Annotated in this window: 18 protein-coding genes and 1 pseudogene; 12 read left to right on the top strand and 7 right to left on the bottom strand. The window is 69.6% G+C overall.

Going from position 1 to position 15837, the window contains the following annotated elements; genetic code table 11:
• A pseudogene (locus AB0M56_RS39815) lies at positions 1 to 312 on the top strand (bifunctional 3,4-dihydroxy-2-butanone-4-phosphate synthase/GTP cyclohydrolase II); the annotation flags it as partial.
• Between the two features lie 128 nt (positions 313 to 440).
• A complete protein-coding gene (locus AB0M56_RS39820) occupies positions 441 to 1028 on the top strand; it encodes an acetate uptake transporter (protein ID WP_364186165.1) in 588 nt (195 codons plus the stop codon).
• 40 nt (positions 1029 to 1068) lie between these two features.
• On the opposite strand, the gene AB0M56_RS39825 is transcribed toward AB0M56_RS39820, so the two are convergent.
• From AB0M56_RS39825 to AB0M56_RS39835, 3 genes are all read right to left on the bottom strand, one after another.
• Complete coding sequence (locus tag AB0M56_RS39825) at positions 1069 to 1941, bottom strand: LuxR C-terminal-related transcriptional regulator (protein ID WP_364185997.1); 873 nt, start codon at positions 1939 to 1941, stop codon at positions 1069 to 1071.
• 16 nt (positions 1942 to 1957) lie between these two features.
• Complete coding sequence (locus AB0M56_RS39830; RefSeq protein ID WP_364185999.1) at positions 1958 to 2452, bottom strand: PaaI family thioesterase; 495 nt, start codon at positions 2450 to 2452, stop codon at positions 1958 to 1960.
• Positions 2453 to 2558: 106 nt separating this feature from the next.
• Complete coding sequence (locus tag AB0M56_RS39835; protein ID WP_364186001.1) at positions 2559 to 3710, bottom strand: acyl-CoA dehydrogenase family protein; 1152 nt, start codon at positions 3708 to 3710, stop codon at positions 2559 to 2561.
• A 441-nt stretch (positions 3711 to 4151) separates the two neighbouring features.
• Between AB0M56_RS39835 and AB0M56_RS39840 the strand changes: the two genes are divergently transcribed.
• From AB0M56_RS39840 to AB0M56_RS39870, 7 genes are all read left to right on the top strand, one after another.
• On the top strand, positions 4152 to 4790 hold the full coding sequence (locus tag AB0M56_RS39840; RefSeq protein ID WP_364186003.1) for a TetR/AcrR family transcriptional regulator: 639 nt from the start codon (positions 4152 to 4154) through the stop codon (positions 4788 to 4790).
• Between the two features lie 78 nt (positions 4791 to 4868).
• Positions 4869 to 6011: an acyl-CoA dehydrogenase family protein gene (locus tag AB0M56_RS39845; RefSeq protein ID WP_364186005.1), complete on the top strand. Its 1143-nt coding sequence runs from the start codon at positions 4869 to 4871 to the stop codon at positions 6009 to 6011.
• A gap of 23 nt (positions 6012 to 6034) precedes the next feature.
• Positions 6035 to 7210, top strand: a complete 1176-nt coding sequence (locus AB0M56_RS39850; RefSeq protein ID WP_364186007.1) for an acyl-CoA dehydrogenase family protein — start codon at positions 6035 to 6037, stop codon at positions 7208 to 7210.
• A 12-nt stretch (positions 7211 to 7222) separates the two neighbouring features.
• Positions 7223 to 8842, top strand: a complete 1620-nt coding sequence (locus AB0M56_RS39855) for an AMP-binding protein (RefSeq protein WP_364186008.1) — start codon at positions 7223 to 7225, stop codon at positions 8840 to 8842.
• A 6-nt stretch (positions 8843 to 8848) separates the two neighbouring features.
• Complete coding sequence (locus AB0M56_RS39860) at positions 8849 to 9358, top strand: GNAT family N-acetyltransferase (protein ID WP_364186010.1); 510 nt, start codon at positions 8849 to 8851, stop codon at positions 9356 to 9358.
• A gap of 98 nt (positions 9359 to 9456) precedes the next feature.
• Entirely contained in the window at positions 9457 to 10485 is a 1029-nt protein-coding gene (locus tag AB0M56_RS39865) for an alpha/beta hydrolase (protein ID WP_364186012.1), read from the top strand.
• 451 nt (positions 10486 to 10936) lie between these two features.
• Positions 10937 to 12151, top strand: coding sequence for an MFS transporter (locus AB0M56_RS39870; protein ID WP_364186013.1), 1215 nt, complete (start codon positions 10937 to 10939; stop codon positions 12149 to 12151).
• 12 nt (positions 12152 to 12163) lie between these two features.
• Here AB0M56_RS39870 and AB0M56_RS39875 read toward each other — a convergent pair whose 3' ends face one another.
• The 4 genes from AB0M56_RS39875 to AB0M56_RS39890 all read right to left on the bottom strand — a co-directional run bounded on the left by AB0M56_RS39875 (position 12164) and on the right by AB0M56_RS39890 (position 13814).
• Positions 12164 to 12307, bottom strand: coding sequence for a hypothetical protein (locus AB0M56_RS39875; RefSeq protein WP_364186015.1), 144 nt, complete (start codon positions 12305 to 12307; stop codon positions 12164 to 12166).
• Positions 12304 to 12534: a hypothetical protein gene (locus AB0M56_RS39880; protein WP_364186017.1), complete on the bottom strand. Its 231-nt coding sequence runs from the start codon at positions 12532 to 12534 to the stop codon at positions 12304 to 12306. The genes AB0M56_RS39875 and AB0M56_RS39880 overlap by 4 nt, the downstream gene beginning before the upstream one ends.
• Positions 12535 to 12730: 196 nt before the next feature.
• Complete coding sequence (locus AB0M56_RS39885) at positions 12731 to 13504, bottom strand: maleylpyruvate isomerase family mycothiol-dependent enzyme (RefSeq protein WP_364186019.1); 774 nt, start codon at positions 13502 to 13504, stop codon at positions 12731 to 12733.
• Between the two features lie 40 nt (positions 13505 to 13544).
• The gene (locus tag AB0M56_RS39890; protein ID WP_364186020.1) at positions 13545 to 13814 is read right to left on the bottom strand and encodes a CGNR zinc finger domain-containing protein; all 270 of its coding nucleotides are present in this window, start codon (positions 13812 to 13814) and stop codon (positions 13545 to 13547) included.
• Between the two features lie 38 nt (positions 13815 to 13852).
• Between AB0M56_RS39890 and AB0M56_RS39895 the strand changes: the two genes are divergently transcribed.
• The 3 genes from AB0M56_RS39895 (at position 13853) to AB0M56_RS39905 (ending at position 15834) form a co-directional block, all read left to right on the top strand.
• Entirely contained in the window at positions 13853 to 14302 is a 450-nt protein-coding gene (locus AB0M56_RS39895) for a type 1 glutamine amidotransferase domain-containing protein (RefSeq protein ID WP_364186167.1), read from the top strand.
• 160 nt (positions 14303 to 14462) lie between these two features.
• Positions 14463 to 15644 carry a pyridoxal-dependent decarboxylase gene (locus AB0M56_RS39900; protein WP_364186022.1) on the top strand — a complete coding sequence of 394 codons (1182 nt, stop codon included), beginning with the start codon at positions 14463 to 14465 and terminating at the stop codon, positions 15642 to 15644.
• Positions 15607 to 15834, top strand: a complete 228-nt coding sequence (locus tag AB0M56_RS39905; protein ID WP_364186024.1) for a hypothetical protein — start codon at positions 15607 to 15609, stop codon at positions 15832 to 15834. The genes AB0M56_RS39900 and AB0M56_RS39905 overlap by 38 nt, the downstream gene beginning before the upstream one ends.
• Positions 15835 to 15837 lie beyond the last annotated feature (3 nt).

Here is a 15837-nt window from a genome sequence, read left to right on the forward strand (position 1 = left end):
GTGGCCGACGAGGGCCGCGGCGTCGTGCTCTACATCCGCGGCCACGAGGGCCGCGGCATCGGGCTGCTGCACAAGCTGCAGGCCTACCAGCTGCAAGACGCCGATCAGGACACTGTGGACGCCACCCTCTCGTTCGGTGTCGCGGCCGACGCACGGGATTACGGCACCGGTGCCCAGATCCTGCTTGATCTCGGCATCCGCAGCATGCGCCTGCTCTCCGACAACCCCGGCAAACGCGTCGGCCTGGAGGGCTACGGATTGCGTGTCACCGGACGGGTTCCCTACGGCGAAGTCACCCCCGGCCGGGGGTAGCCCCTCGGGCGTGCACGACCTTTACTGGTCGCCAACCCCCAAGGAGAACTCGTACGACCAGTGTTGTTCAGCACGACTCTCTCATCAGCGAAAAGACCTTCGACCGGCCGGCCGGGCGGACCGTCCCGATCGCCGACCCCGGTGCGTGGGCGATCCTGGCCTTCTCCGCCACCTCGCTCATGCTCGGCCTCTACAACGGAAACTTCGTCAACACCGCCGGTGCCGCCCTCGTGATCCCGGTGGCCTTCTTCTTCGGTGGCGCGATCCAGATCATGGTCGCCGTGCTCGAAGTGGTGCGCGGCAACGTGTTCGGCGCCGTCGTGTTCGGCAGCTTCGGGCCGTTCTGGGTCATCTACGGCTTCATCCAGACGACGTTCGAGGAGAAGGTGGTCGAAGCCGCGACCAAGGCGAACGTCGATCCCGCCGCCGCGGTGTCGAGCGGACTCACGGTGTTCCTCGCGATGTTCGCCGTGCTCACGTTCGTCTTCCTCGTCTCGGCGCTGCGGACGGACGCGGTGCTCGTCAGCGTGCTGGTGCTGCTTCTGGCGGCACTGGTGCTCCTCGTGATCGGCGTCCACAGTGGAAGCGAGGGCTTCGTGCAGGCTTCCGGGTACGTCACCGTGGTGTTCGCCGTCCTCGGGCTCTACCGGGGCACGGCCGACATCATGACCGCGACCTACGGTCGGCAGGTGCTGCCGGTCGGCAAACTCGGCTAGTACAGCCGGACGGGGCCACGACAGTCGTGGCCCCGTCCGCTCACAAGAGACCGTTCAGCCGTGCCTGATGAGCGGCGGCTGTTCGGTTGTGGACTTCCAGCTTGCGCATCGCCGATCGGAGGTAGGCCTTGACGGTCTCCAGGCTCAGCCCCAGCCGGGCGGCGATCTCCAGGTTGCTGGCCCCCACCTCCGCCAGCCGCAGCACGTCGATCTCCCGGGGCGCGAGCGACGCGGACGCCGCGATCTCGGCCCGCACGGGTTCACCCGTCAGGTCCGCCTGGATCCGCTCCAGCCGCGCACGCAGCTGCGGATCGCTCGTGTCACGGATGAGCGCGGCGAGCTCGGCGAGCGCGCCCCGCGAGCGGACGGCGGCATGACCGGGATCGCGGCGCAGCTGTCCCTCCACATCGAACTGAAGTTGATCGGCGACCACCACGGCACTGCGCACAGTCCGGTCGCCGATCGGGTTGCCTTCCCGGACCGCGCCGTATAGAACCCCGCGCACCTCACCCCGGACCAGCACGGGTACGGCGAAGACCGACGTCAATCCCTCCTCGCGCACCACGACGTCGTACTCGTGGGTGATCGCCATCGTGGACGCGTAGTCGTTGACGCGGAACGGGGTCCGGCTGCGCAGCACGCACCCGCCGAGCCCTTTCCCGGGCTGCACGACGAGCCCCCGCAACGCATCACCCGAGTTGCCCATCAGGCGGTCGAGCACCAGGTGAAGGCCGGAGGCGCCGTGGCGGGTGGTGCCGCCGAGGGCGATCGGCAGGCCGGTCACCTTCCGCAGCCGCTCCAGCCGCTCGGGCAGCAGGTCGTCGATGATGCGCCGGATCGCGCTCCCGTCGTCCACTGTGGCCGGCGGGGTGGGACACAGTGGACGACGGGAGCGCAGTTCGGGTCCGTTCATGTCCGCCTCGTCACCGTCACGCGTCGGTGGTGAACACCATGCATGAGCTCGTCGCGTGCGCGAGCAGCCGATCCTTCGCGTCGCGGATCTCGGCGTGCGCCAGCGCGGTCCGCCGGCCCCGGTTGATCACGTTGCCGGTAGCACGGAGCGCGCCGATGTCCGCGGTGAGCGGTCGCAGGTAGTGCACCGAAAGGTCCAAAGTGGTGTAGGTGCTCCCGACCGGCACCGTCGTCTGCACGGCGTAACCGGCGGCGCTGTCGAGCAGCGTCGCGGCGACCCCGCCGTGGACGATGCCGATCGGGTTGTAGAGGTGCTCGCCGACCTCGCCCACGAGCACGGCGTGGCCGGACTCGATCTCGGCGAGGCGGAAGCCCAGTGTCGCGGCGATCGGCATGATCCCGGACTCGCCGGCGTCGAGCAGGTGCCGGCTGAACTCGAGCCCGTCCATCTCGCGGCTGAGTTTGGCCATCTCCTGGGGGTCCACCCAGCTGTATGTCCGAGTGCCTTCCATGGCGGGATCGTACCTCCGATTTAATAGGACGACCTACTATTGGTCGACATACCTTCTTCACCGGGGCCCCGGGCGCACCCCGGGCCCCGCCCTTCGAGCGAGCGCGTCAGAGCCCGAGCTCGCGGGCGATGAGCATCTTCTGCACCTCGCTCGTGCCTTCGCCGACCTCGAGGATTTTGGCGTCGCGGTAGTACCGGGCGACCGGGGCTTCGTTGATGAACCCCATGCCGCCGAAGATCTGCGTGGCGTCGCGGGCGTTGTCCATCGCCGCGTTGGAGGAGATGAGCTTGGAGATGGCGGCCTCGCGCTTGAACGGCTCGCCGCGCAGCATCTTCGCGGCCGCCGCGTAGTAGGCCAGCCGCGCGGTGTGCGTGCGGGCCTCCATCTCCGCGATCTTGAACTGGATCGCCTGGTACTTGCCGATGGGCCGGCCGAAGGTCTCGCGCTCGTTGGCGTAGCGCACGCATTCGTCGACGCAGCCCTGCGCGAGCCCTGTGGCCAGCGCGGACACCGCGACCCGGCCCTCCGTGAGGATGGAGAGGAACTGCGCGTAGCCGCGGCCGAGGCCGCCGAGCAGGTTCGCGGCGGGCACGTGGACGTCGTCGAACCCGAGCTCACGCGTGTCGGAGGCGGCCCAGCCGACCTTCGAGTAGGGCTTGGACACACTCAGGCCGGGCGTGCCCGACGGCACCATGATCGTCGAGATCTCCTTGGCGCCCTTGTCGTCCGTGCCGGTCACCGCGGCGACGGTGATCACACCGGTGATGTCCGTGCCGGAGTTGGTGATGTAGGCCTTCGAGCCGTTGATCACCCAGTCCTCACCTTTGCGGACAGCGGTCGTCCGCGCGCCGCCGGCGTCGGAACCGGCGCCCGGCTCGGTGAGGCCGAACGCGCCGAGCATCCGCCCGGTGCACAGCCGGGGCAGCCATTCCTGCTTCTGCTCCTCGGTGCCGAACCGGTAGACCGGCATGGCGCCCAACGACACGCCGGCTTCCAAGGTGACCGCGACCGACGAGTCGATGCGGGCCAGTTCCTCCACGGCCAGGCACATTGCGAAGTAGTCGCCGCCCATGCCGCCGTACGCCTCGTCGAAGGGCAGGCCGAACAGGCCCATTTCACCCATCTTCGCCACGATCTCGTAGGGGAACTCTTCGCGCATGTAGAACTCGCCGATCACCGGCGCGACCTCATCGCGCGCGAACGCGGCGACCGTCTTGCGCAGTTCTTCGTATTCCTCGCTGAGCCTGTTGTCGATCACGATGACTCCCTCGAGTCCAAAGGACAATTGTTCGTTCGGCGTCACCTGGTGGCCGAGGCGGACCGCTGAACCCGGCGATTTTCCGGGGCGGTGATCGTGTGTGCGGCACTCTCGTCGCTTCGGTCACGAGCCGCGCCTGACCGGCGCACACCTGCTCGTCGAGACCCGTTGTTAGCGGTCGTTAACAACGTCGATGTTAGCGCTCGCTAACCGGGCTGTCCAGGTGACGTACAACGCTCTCCTCGGAATTTTCCGTTGGCAGGCAAGGGGAATGATCGCGATCGTGGCAGAGCTGCCGGAGGCCGACAACGCGGTTACCCCCATTCAAGGGTAGCGGCGAGGCGTGCGCCGATGCATAGTGGGGGCAAGCGTAACGTTGTTCCGTATCGACGTTCCGTAACTTCGGTTCACACCAGGGAGGCAGAGTGTTACGATCGTGCTGTGCCCCGGGTGAAGCAACGCACCGAAGCGCTGCGCGAGCGCGGGCTGGCCAGTGCGCTCGCGGTGCTCGCCGAGGAGGGCGTGGTGGGGCTGACCACGCGCACCGTCGCCCGCCGGGCCGAGGCCTCGGTCCCGGCCATCTACGAGGTGTTCGGCGACAAGGCGGGTCTCATCCGCGAGGTCTTCTTCGAGGGCTTCCGCCTGCTGGGCGACGATCTGGCGGCGCTGCCGGCCACCGACGACCCGCTGGATGCCCTGCGGCACCTCGCCGAAGCCTTCCGGCACTTCGTGGTCGCGAACCCAGTGCTGGCCGAGATCATGTTCTCGCGCCCGTTCACCGACTTCGATCCCACGCAGGACGAGGACAAAGCCGGCGTCAAGGTGCGCAAGATCTTCGTGCACCACATTCGCACCGCCGTCGACGCCGGCCTGTTCGCGGCGGACCCGACGGACATCGCGCACGTGTTCTTCGCCTACGTCCAGGGCATCGCGGCGGCCGAGAGCGCGCACCGGCTGGGCGGCTCGAAGCAGTCGGTGGACCGCCGCTGGCGCCTCGGGCTCGACGCGTTGATCGCCGGCCTCGGCCAGGCGCCCGCCCCCGCTCGTCGTCGTGCCGGGACTCGCGCCAAGAAGGCCTGAGCACCACCGCGCTTCCGGAGTCCGAGCTCACTCTTCCCCCAGGGCCCAAGCCCGTACTAGCACGTCAGGAGATTTGTCATGGCCAGCAGTGAACCCCGCCGGCCCGGGCTCGACACCCCGCCCGACCTGCTTGACTTCACCCCGAGCGAGGACCAGCGGTTGATCCGCGACACCGTGGCCGAGTTCGCCGCCGAGCACCTGCGCGCGCGGGCGGGTGAGGCCGACGCGGGGTGCGCAGCGCCGGACGACCTGCTCACCAAGTCCGCCGAGCTCGGCCTCAGCCTGCTGGGTGTGCCCGAGGAACTCGGCGGGGTCGCGACCGCGCGGTCCGCGGTCACGGCGACCCTGGTCACCGAGGCCCTGGCCGCCGGCGACATGGGGCTGGCCGTGGCGTGCCTCGCGTCCTCCGCGGTCAGCACGGCGCTCGTGCTGTGGGGGAGTGGCGAGGCGCAGACCGCGTACCTGCCCGCGTTCGTCGGCGACACCGTGCCGGCCGCGGCTCTCGCCATCCTCGAGCCGCGTGCCGTGTTCGACCCGTTCGAGCTGCGCACGGTGGCCCGCCGCACGCCGGGCGGGTTCGTCCTCGACGGCGCCAAGTCGCTGGTGCCGCGGGCTGCGCAGGGCGAGCTCTTCGTGGTCGCGGCCGAGCTGGACGGCCACGGTCCCGCACTGTTCGTCGTCGAGGCGAATGCGCCGGGGACGAGCGTCGAGCCCGAGCCCGCGATGGGCCTGCGCGCGGCCGGCACCGGACGGCTGGATCTGGCGACGGTGCACGTGCCCGAAACGGCCCTGCTGGGCGACGCCGACCCGGCCGCCTACACGGAGTGCGTGCGGCTGTCGCGCCTGGCCTGGTGCGGGCTCGCGGTCGGCACGGCGCAGGCCGTGCTCGACTACGTGATCCCGTACGTCAACGAGCGCGTCGCCTTCGGCGAGCCGGTGAGCCACCGCCAGGGTGTCGCGTTCAAGGTCGCCGACGTCGCAATCGAGCTCGAAGGCATGCGGCTGGCCACCTATCGCGCGGCCGCTCGCGCCGACGCCGGCCTGCCGTTCGCCCGTGAGACCGAGCTTGCCCGCCGGTTGTGCGCGGCCAAGGGCATGCGCATCGGCAGCGACGGCGTGCAGTTGCTCGGCGGGCACGGCTATGTGAAGGAACACCCCGTCGAACGCTGGTACCGCGACCTGCGCGCGGTCGGGGTCGCCAGCGGTGTCCTGCTCGTCTGAACCGGTACGCAAGGAGCAAGCCAGTGATCCACCTCGAAGTGCCGGCCCGGTTGTCCACAGTGGTCGACCAGGCCCATCTCACCGCGGAGAAGCTGCTCCGGCCGGGTTCCCGCCGCAACGACCGCGACGAGCACACGCGTCCGCCGGAGCTCGACGCGCTGACGCCCCTCGCCGACGACCTGAATACCGCGGGTGGCGGGCAGGTGGCCACCGGGGAAGTCCGCAATGGACGCAACCTCGCCAGCGTGCTCGGCATCATGGAGCTGTGCTGGGGTGACGCGGGAATGCTGTTGTCAATGCCGCGCTTGGGCCTCGGCAACGCCGCCATCGCCTCGGTCGCGAAGGGCGAGCAGGCGAAGCGGTTCGCGGGCAAGTGGGCGGCCATGGCCATCACCGAGCCGGACACCGGTTCGGACTCGGCCGCCATCCGCACCACGGCTGTGCTCGACGGCGACGACTACGTGCTCAACGGCGAGAAGATCTTCGTCACCTCCGGCGAGCGCGCCGACGTCGTCGTGGTGTGGGCGACGCTCGACCGCGCGCTGGGCCGGGCGGCGATCAAGTCGTTCGTGGTCGAGAAGGGCACGCCGGGGTTCGAACTCGTGCGGCTGGAGCACAAGCTCGGCATCCGCGCCTCCGACACCGCGCACCTGCGCCTGGACAACGTGCGGGTTCCGCGCGAAAACCTGCTCGGCGACCCGGAGATCGACGTCGAACGCAGCTTCGCCGGGGTGATGCAGACGTTCGACAACACCCGTCCACTGGTCGCCGCGATGGCCGTCGGCGTGGCCCGCGCCGCGCTGGACGAGACGCGCACGCTGCTCGCCGAGGCCGGCCTGACCATCGACTACGACCGGGCCGGCCCGCGGCAACCCGCGGCCGTCGCGACGTTCCTGGACCTGGAGGCCGACTACGAGGCGGCCTACCTGCTCACCCTGGAAGCGGCGTGGCTGGCGGACAACGCCCGGCCGAACTCGATGCACGCGTCCATGGCCAAGGCGAAGGCCGGCCGCAGCGCGACGGACATCGCGCTGGGCTGCGTCGCGCTCGCCGGCAGCCTCGGCTATTCGGAGGACTCGCTGCTGGAGAAGTGGGCGCGCGACGCGAAGATCATGGACATCTTCGAAGGCACGCAACAGATCCAGCAGCTCATCGTGGCGCGCCGGCTGCTCGGCAAGTCGTCCGCCGAACTCAAGTGATCGGAGTGGATCATGCTCTCCTACGCCCGCGGCGCCGACCGCCCGGCCCTGCTCGAAGAGACGATCGGCGCGAACTTCGAACGCACTGTCGCCGCGCACGGTGACCGCGAGGGCCTCGTCGAGTTCGCGACCGGGCGACGCTGGACCTACGCCGAGCTCAATGCGGACGTCGACGCGCTTGCCCGGGCGTTGATGGCGGTCGGGGTCGAAAAGGGCGACCGCGTCGGCATCTGGGCGCCGAACTGTGCCGAGTGGACGATCACGCAGTACGCCACCGCGAAGATCGGCGCGATCCTGGTCAACATCAACCCGGCGTACCGTACACACGAGCTGGCGTACGCGCTCGAACAGTCCGGTGTCACGCTGCTGATCTCGGCGAGCACGTTCAAGACCAGTGACTACGGGGCCATGATCGACGAGGTCCGTGCCGGCACCGCGCTGCGCACCGTCGTGTACCTCGACACCGACGACTGGCAGCAGCTGCTCGACTGCGCGACGGGTGAGGAGGACCTCGCCGGGCGCCTGGCCTCGCTCAGCCCGCACGACCCGATCAACATCCAGTACACGTCGGGCACCACGGGCTTTCCCAAGGGCGCCACGCTGAGCCACCGCAACATCCTGAACAACGGCTTCTTCGTCACCGAGACGATCGGCTTCACCCACGTTGACCGGCTGGCGATCCCGGTACCGTTCTATCACTGCTTCGGCATGGTGATGGCCAACCTCGGCTGCACCACGCACGGCGCCGCGATGGTCATCCCGGGCCCGGCGTTCGACCCGGCGGCCACATTGCGGTCCATTCAGGACGAACGCTGCACGGCGGTGTACGGCGTGCCCACGATGTTCATCGGCATGCAGGCGCTGCCCGCGTTCGCGGAGTACGATCTGAGCACGCTGCGCACGGGGATCATGGCGGGCGCGCCGTGTCCTGTCGAGGTGATGAAGCGCTGCGTCACCGAGATGCACCTGGCGGAAGTGTCCATTGCGTACGGGATGACGGAGACTTCGCCGGTCTCCTGCCAGACGCTCGCCGACGACGACCTCGACCGGCGCACCGCGACGATCGGGCGCGTGCACCCGCACGTCGAGATCAAGATCGTCGATCCGGAGACCGGTGAAACCGTGGAACGCGGGACGCCGGGCGAGTTCTGCACGCGCGGCTATTCGGTGATGATCGGGTACTGGAACGACCCCGAGCGCACGGCGGACGCGCTCGACGCCGACGGCTGGATGCACACCGGTGACCTCGCCGTGATGCGCGAGGACGGGTACGCGCTGATCGTCGGCCGGATCAAGGACATGGTGATCCGGGGCGGGGAGAACGTGTATCCGCGCGAGATCGAGGAGTTCCTCTACACGCATCCGGACATCGAGGACGTGCAGGTGGTCGGGGTGCCCGACGAGCGGTTCGGCGAGGAGCTGTGCGCGTGCGTCAAGGTGCGGGCCGGCGCGGCGCCGCTCGACGCCGACGCGATCCGCGCCTTCGCGAGGGGAAAACTGGCGCACTACAAGATCCCGCGGTACGTGCGTCTGGTGGAGCAGTTCCCCACGACCGTGACCGGCAAGATCCGCAAAGTCGAGATGCGCGCGGAATCGGCCGAGGCACTGGGGCTTCCGGTGCTGACGCTGTGAGGTTCCATGGCGCCTGAAGCCGACCTCGCGGCGCGGATCGTCGTGCGCGAACCTTCTGCCGAGGACGGTGAACCGGTCGGCAGATTCCTCATCGGACTGTCGCTCGCCAGCCGGTACCACCGGTTCTTCTCCGGCATCCGGCACATCTCGCCGGCTCTGCTCACGACGCTGACCACGGTCGCGCCCGGCCAAGTCGTGCTCCTCGCTCTCGACGGGGAGACCGTGGTCGGGCACCTGATGGCGACCGAGCACGACGGTGACGGCGTGGACATCGGCATCGTCGTCGCCGAGGACTACCAGTTCCGGGGCATCGGCCGGAAACTCCTGCGGGAGATGGCGAACGCCCTCTCCGACGGCGGTTCGACGCGGGTGCGGTGCGATGTGCTCGGCGCCAACTACTTCGTCCTCGACTGGCTTCGTCGCCGGCTTCCGGACATCCGGTTCGTGCGGCACGGGGAGACGATCACCGTCCACGGAACCCTTGCCGCGCCCGAAAACCGACGCCCTCAGGCGTGACGTACACCGACAGCGTCATCTGACGCTCGCGCCGAAGATCACTGTCCACATAGGTTTTCCGAGTCAACGAAAACGCGCGATCCACCCAAGGAGTTCCGATGATCAACCGGAGGCAGTTCGGCCAGGCCTTCGCCGCGACAGCGGCGGCCGCGTCGCTGGCCGCGTGTTCCACCGGACAGAGCGCGCCGGCCGCCGCGCCCGGCGACGACCTCAGGGCGGGCTCCGGCAAGAACACCTCGCTCGGCCCGATCAAACAGGTCAAGGCCGGGCTGCTCGACGTCGGGTACGCCGAGTGGGGCCCGGCCACGGGCAAGCCGGTGATTCTGCTCCACGGCTGGCCGTACGACCCGCACAGCTACGTCGACGTCGGCCCGCTGCTCGCCGGCGCCGGCTACCACGTCTTCGCACCGTTCCTGCGCGGCTACGGCCCGACGACGTTCCTGTCCAAGGACACCGTCCGCAATGGACAGCAGGCGGCGGTCGCGCTCGACATCGTGGCCATGATGGACGCCCTGCACCTCGACAAGGTGATCCTCGGCGGCTACGACTGGGGGGTGCGCACCGCGGACGTCATCGCGGCGCTGTGGCCGGAACGCGTCAAGGCGATGGTGGCGGTGAGCGGCTACGGCATCAACAACCTGGCGGTCAACAAGGAGCCGCTGGCCCCGCTGGCCGAATACGGGTGGTGGTATCAGTACTACCTCGCCACGGATCGCGGCGAGCTGGGCTACGCGAAGTACCGGCACGACTTCAACAAGCTGATCTGGAAGAACGTCTCTCCGAAGTGGCACTTCGACGACGCGACCTACGACCGCACAGCGCAGTCGTTCGACAACCCCGACCACGTGGCCATCGTCGTGCACAACTACCGCTGGCGCCAAAGCCTTGCCCCGGGCGAACCGCAGTACGACGTCTACGAACAGAAACTTCAGGCCTCGCCGAAGATCGGCGTTCCGACGATCACGATCGGCAGCGACTTCGACGCCGCTGCGGCCGACGGCAAGGCCTATCGCGACAAGTTCACGGGCAAGTACGAGCACCGCACGTTCACCGGGATCGGTCACAACGTTCCGCAGGAAGCCCCGCAGCCGTTCGCCAAGGCCATTGTGGACGTCGACCAGTTCTGACCGGCCCCGTCAGGAGACCGGCTGGTGGCGTTCGATCACCGAGGACGGCGGCGGGCTCGTCTGTGTCGTTCCGGAAGGTATGCCACTCGCCGCGGGGTTGGACGATCCGTTCGCCGGCGTTGGCGTAGATCTCGGTGTCGTTGGAGATCTCGCTGATCCGGTCGGAGTCCGACATCGGATGATCGTCGGCGAACACGGGAGCCGAGCCGGCGGAAAGTCCGTTGAAGGAGAATTGTGTAGTTCTGCGGCGCGAGTTGTGCTCCAGACGGTCGGAGACCGGTGTGGGACTCGCCACGAGCGGGCCGGTGAAAGGGCCGGGCTTGCGAAGATCGGCCCGTGAGCACAGGACTTCTCGCTGCCGAAATACCAAGTCTCCGCGCTCTGTGGCACTCCTGCGCTCGGAGAGCGGACGGTCCTGACCGCGACCTGGTGATCGCGGTGGTGGCCGGGCATGGTTGAGGAGTTCCGGCTGCGGTCGGTGGCCGTCGCGGTGTACGGGCCCGCCGCGTTGTTCGGGCTGGCGGAGGGGTCGATGCTGCCGGTCGTCGCGCTGAGTGCGATCGACCGCGGGGCCACGACGTCGGTGGCGGCGTTGATCGGGGCGTTGCTCGGGATCGGTTCGCTGATCACGAACATCCCGGCGGGCATCCTCGCGACCCGGGTCGGTGAGCGGAAGTCGATGTTGGTGGCGGCCGGGGTCACGGCCGTCGGGTTGGCGCTGTGCCTGGTCAACATCGGTTCGGGGCAGTCCGCGTTGCTGGTCTACGGCGCCGGCGTGCTGCTGATCGGCGCCGCGAGCGCGGTGTACGGCCTGGCGCGACAGTCGTACCTGACCGAGGCGGTGCCGCTGCACATGCGGGCGCGGGCGTTGTCGACGCTCGGCGGGACGATGCGCGTGGGGCTGTTCCTGGGTCCGTTCGCCGGGGCCGCGGCGATGCAGGTCTGGGGGCAGGCCGGCGCGTACTACCTGAGCCTCGTCGCGGTGCTCGCCGCCGGGATCGTCGTGTACCGGGTGCCGGATCTGGAGACGACCGAGGAGCACCGCGCGGCCGCGGCGGCGATCACGACGTGGGGGATGGTCAAGCAGAAGTGGCGGGTGTACGCGACGCTCGGCGTCGGCATCCTGCTGCTGTCGGGGATCCGGCAGACGCGCCAGACCGTCGTTCCCCTGTGGGCGGCCCACCTCGGCCTGTCGCCCACGGTCAGCTCGGTGATCTACGGTTTCGCCGGCGCGATCGACGCGCTGGTCTTCTACCCGGCGGGCAAGGTGATGGACCGCCGCGGCCGCCGGTGGGTCGCGGTCCCTTGCACGTTCGTGCTCGGTGCTTCCTTCGTCCTCATGCCGTTGACGCACGGGCCGGTTCTGCTTGCCCTCGTGGCCATGGTGATGGGATTCGGCAACGGCCTCGGCTCGGGCATCGTGATGACGCTCGGAGCCGACGTCTCGCCGACCGTCGGCCGCCCGACGCACATCGGCATCTGGAACGAGCTGGCCGACGTCGGCTCCGGCCTCGGCCCGCTGCTGCTGGCCGGGGTGACCGCGCTGGCCGGGCTCGGGCTGGGGATCGTCGTCAGCGGCCTGGTCGGCTTCGCGGCGGCCGGGGCGCTGTGGGCGTGGATCCCGAGGACGGTGCACCGGGTGCGAAGAGTCGCCGAGCGGACGTGATCGCCGCGGGGCTCAGGCGTCGAACCACTCCTCGGCGCCGTACCTCGCCACGCGCGCCTGCGCCCCCGCGAGAACCCACGACGGGGTGGCGAAGAAGTGCCCGTTCAGCATCAAGACGATTCCCTGGACCACGATCAGCCAGGTGCGGGCGGTCATCGAGCGCAGAACCCACCGCGCACCATCGCCGAGCGCGACGGCGCACGCCGCGAACGTGCCGCGGCGACCACGTCGAGTACCAGGCCGGCGACGAGGAACGCGCTCCACCAACCGCTGCTGTCCCCGACTTCGGCCACCCCGAAGCCCGCCGCCATCAGGGCGGCGGGGACCTGCAGCCACAGTCCCCACCGCAGGACGCGGATCGTCGGTGGTTCGTCGACAGCCACTGTCCTCAACCGATCATGAAGTGGCACAACGGCATCAGCGCCCGTCCGAATTCGCACAGCCCGTGCGGCAGACCGCGCACCCCAGAACCGCTCACGTGCGAAGGTTATCGCCGGAGTGACGGAAAACGGGCTGACCGTGAGCGAAACCGGTCAGCCCGCTGTCCCTTCCGTCCCAAGTCGGAGAGAACACCCCGCGTCAGAAGCCGGGGAACACCCGGCGCAGGTCATCGAGCGAGAGGGCGCCGTCGACGGTCACGCCGGTGTCGTACGGGGCCTTCAGGCGGCCGCTGACCAGGCGGATGAAGGCTTCGGCCGGGCCGTCGAACGTGGCCGAAGGCGATTCGAGGTGGTCCACCACCGTGACGCCTTCGTCGATCACCAGGCCGGCACCCGGGATGGCGACGGACGCCGGCTTGCCGAGCTCGGCCGGCTTCGCCAGGAAGCCCAGCATGAAGCCGATCGGGCCGGTCATCAGGTCGACGAGGACCTCGGCCGAGGCGGCTTCGACGCCGGCCTTGGGGTCGAAGGTCACGCGCACGTCCCACGAGTGGTTGGCGACCTCGTTGAGGCGCATGCCCAGGGCGGTCAGCAGCGAGACCGGCTCGGGCAGGAAGCCGAGATCGACGGTCAGCGACGAGCGCTGCTCGGCCGTGAGGGCTTCGACGGTCTCGAGCCAGCGGGCGTTGTGCTCCAGGAAACCTTCGGCCTGCGCGCGCGGCGCGGACGCGTCCCAGCGGGCCCAGATCGTCGGGTTGTCTTCGGCCGCGACCGTCTCGCCGGCGGCCCGGGCGATCGGCGCGCGGCCGATCTCCGCGCCACTTCCGAGGTGGGACAGGGCTTGCGCGACGGTCCATTCGGCAGCGCCGCTGGTGGTGGCCAGCTGCTCGTCGGTCAGGGTGCGGACGAGGGCGGCGAGCGTGTCGTGCTCGGTGCGCAGGGCGGTGATCGTGCGGTCCACGAGTTGGCTCATGCCACGCTCAACTCCTGAACGGACGGCTGTGTTCCGCTGATCACCGAGCGGCGCACTCCTTTTTCCGCTCGCGGTACGCGCGCGTCGCCATCTGGCCGCTGCACGTCGTGCTGCAGTACAGCGCCGAGGAGTTGCGCGTCTTGTCGAAGAACGCCGTGTAGCACGTGTCGTTCTTGCACACCTTCACCCGCGGCCACGCGCCCCGCGAGGCGAGGTCGGCGACCGCGCTGAGCAGGTGCGAGAACGACCGGTCGACGCCGGTGCCAGTCGGGTGCAGCTCGCACCCCTGGGCCGTGACGACCGTCGTCACCGGAAAACGCAGGGCGGCCCGCTGCAGGTGGGCTTCGGATTCGGCCGGCGCGGCTCGAGGACGTGGACCCGGCCGAGTTCGACGGGGTGCTGATCCCCGGCGGCCACGGCCCGATGCAGGACCTGGCCGTGAACGCCGACGTCGCCCACGTGCTGGCCGCGCTGCTGCCGGACGAGTCCAAGGTCGTCGCGTCACTGTGCCACGGCCCGGCGAGCTTCTTCTCCGCCGGCGACCCCGAGGGCGGCTGGCTGTTCAAGGGCCGCAGGCTCACCGCGTTCACCGACGAGCAGGAGCAGCAGGTCGGCCTCGCGCAGAACGCCCCATGGCTGCTGGAGGAGCGGCTGCGTGGCGCCGGCGCCGAGTACTCCTCGGGCCCGGCCTGGGGTCCGTACGTGGTGGTCGACGGCAACCTGATCACCGGCCAGAACCCGGCCTCGGGTGAGCAGGCCGCCGAAGCGCTGCAGAAGGCGCTGGCCGAGCGCGGCTGAAACCGTGTGGGCACCCGCGCGCTGCCCGGGGAGCCTTGACAGTTCTGAGTGATACGACGCAGAATGGCGGCGATCTGAGTCGCACGACTCAGATCGCGGCGCCGGCTGTCCTGCGTGGACGTTGTCGGTCCTCGACGTGCCGACGACCACAGGAGGAACCGTGCAGGAGTCAGACTGGAAATCCGTGCTCGACGCGGCGAGCAACGCCGCGCTGGAGTACCTCGGCTCCTTGCCGGACCGGCCCGTGTTCCCGACCGCGGACCACGCGACGATCCGCGCGGCGCTCGACCACCCGCCGACGGCGCGAGGGATCGACGCGGTACGCGTCGTCGACGAGCTCGCTCGTGATCTCGAGCCCTACGTGGCCGCGCAGGCGAGCGGGCGCTACTTCGGTTACGTCGTCGGCGGCCTGCACCCGGCGGCGTTCGGCGCGGACCTGCTGCTCACGGCGTGGGACCAGAACGCTTCGCTCTACCCCTCGACGCCGGGTGTCTCCGTGGCCGAGGAACTCGCGGCCGAGTGGCTGGTCGACCTGCTGGGGCTGCCCGGCGAGAGCTCGGTCGGGTTCGTCACCGGCGGGCAGATGGCCACGTTCACCTGCCTCGCGGCGGCCCGGCACCAGGTGCTGCGCGACGTCGGGTGGAACGTCGAGGCGGACGGTCTCGCCGGCGCGCCGCGGATCACGGTCGTGGTCAAGTCCGGGGCGCACTCGACCGTGCTGCGCGCGCTGCGGTTCCTCGGCCTCGGCGAGCGGGCGCTGGTCACCGTGGCGTGCGACGACGAGGACAACATGCGCCCCGACGCACTGGAAAAGGTGCTGGCCTCCGTGCACGGGCCGACGATGATCGTCGTCGAATGCGGCAACGTGAACACTGGCAGCTTCGACGACTTCGCCGCCGTGGCCGACCTCGCCGAGGCCCATCGTGCCGCCGGCAATCCGACGTGGGTCCACGTCGACGGCGCCGTGATGCTCCTGGCTGCCGCGGCGCCGGCCATGGCGGCGCGCACCGCGGGCCTCTCGCGCCTCGACTCGTGGTCGACCGACGGGCACAAGCTGCTCAACGTCTCCTACGACTGCGGAATCGCCATCTGCGCCCACGCGTCCGCGCACCGGGCGGCCATGAGCGTGCAGGCGGCCTACCTCGAACAGGGTGAAGGCGGCCGCGACCCGATGGACTGGGGACCCGACTTTTCCCGGCGGGCGCGACGGCGTCGCCGGCCTGGTCGAGCGGACGATCGGGCTGGCCCGCCGTTTCGCCGACCAGCTCGGCGCGAGTGGTCAGGCCGAGATCGTGAACGACGTCATGTCCAATCAGGTGCTCGTGCGCTGGCTCGCGCCTGACGGCGACCACGGCCGGCTCGCCGACGCCGTCATGGCCGGGGTTCGCGCCGAGGGCAAGGCGTTCTTCACCGGCACCACCTACCGCGGCGAGCGGCTCATGCGCATCTCGGTTTCGGACTGGGCGAGCGACGAGGCAGACGTGGATCAGGCCGTCGAAGCCCTGCTGCGTCACGCGCGACTGGCCGTCTGAAGC

The organism is Amycolatopsis sp. NPDC051372, from assembly GCF_040682095.1.
Taxonomy (GTDB): Bacteria; Actinomycetota; Actinomycetes; order Mycobacteriales; family Pseudonocardiaceae; genus Amycolatopsis.

What these genes read in the sequence shown, in the direction of transcription:
- AB0M56_RS39825 (WP_364185997.1), bottom strand. Translation starts at nt 1,941, where the DNA reads ATGAACGGACCCGAACTGCGCTCCCGTCGTCCACTGTGTCCCACCCCG.
- AB0M56_RS39830 (WP_364185999.1), bottom strand. Translation starts at nt 2,452, where the DNA reads ATGGAAGGCACTCGGACATACAGCTGGGTGGACCCCCAGGAGATGGCC.
- AB0M56_RS39845 (WP_364186005.1), top strand. Translation starts at nt 4,869, where the DNA reads ATGGCCAGCAGTGAACCCCGCCGGCCCGGGCTCGACACCCCGCCCGAC.
- AB0M56_RS39855 (WP_364186008.1), top strand. Translation starts at nt 7,223, where the DNA reads ATGCTCTCCTACGCCCGCGGCGCCGACCGCCCGGCCCTGCTCGAAGAG.
- AB0M56_RS39860 (WP_364186010.1), top strand. Translation starts at nt 8,849, where the DNA reads ATGGCGCCTGAAGCCGACCTCGCGGCGCGGATCGTCGTGCGCGAACCT.
- AB0M56_RS39865 (WP_364186012.1), top strand. Translation starts at nt 9,457, where the DNA reads ATGATCAACCGGAGGCAGTTCGGCCAGGCCTTCGCCGCGACAGCGGCG.
- AB0M56_RS39870 (WP_364186013.1), top strand. Translation starts at nt 10,937, where the DNA reads ATGGTTGAGGAGTTCCGGCTGCGGTCGGTGGCCGTCGCGGTGTACGGG.
- AB0M56_RS39875 (WP_364186015.1), bottom strand. Translation starts at nt 12,307, where the DNA reads ATGACCGCCCGCACCTGGCTGATCGTGGTCCAGGGAATCGTCTTGATG.
- AB0M56_RS39885 (WP_364186019.1), bottom strand. Translation starts at nt 13,504, where the DNA reads ATGAGCCAACTCGTGGACCGCACGATCACCGCCCTGCGCACCGAGCAC.
- AB0M56_RS39905 (WP_364186024.1), top strand. Translation starts at nt 15,607, where the DNA reads ATGTCCAATCAGGTGCTCGTGCGCTGGCTCGCGCCTGACGGCGACCAC.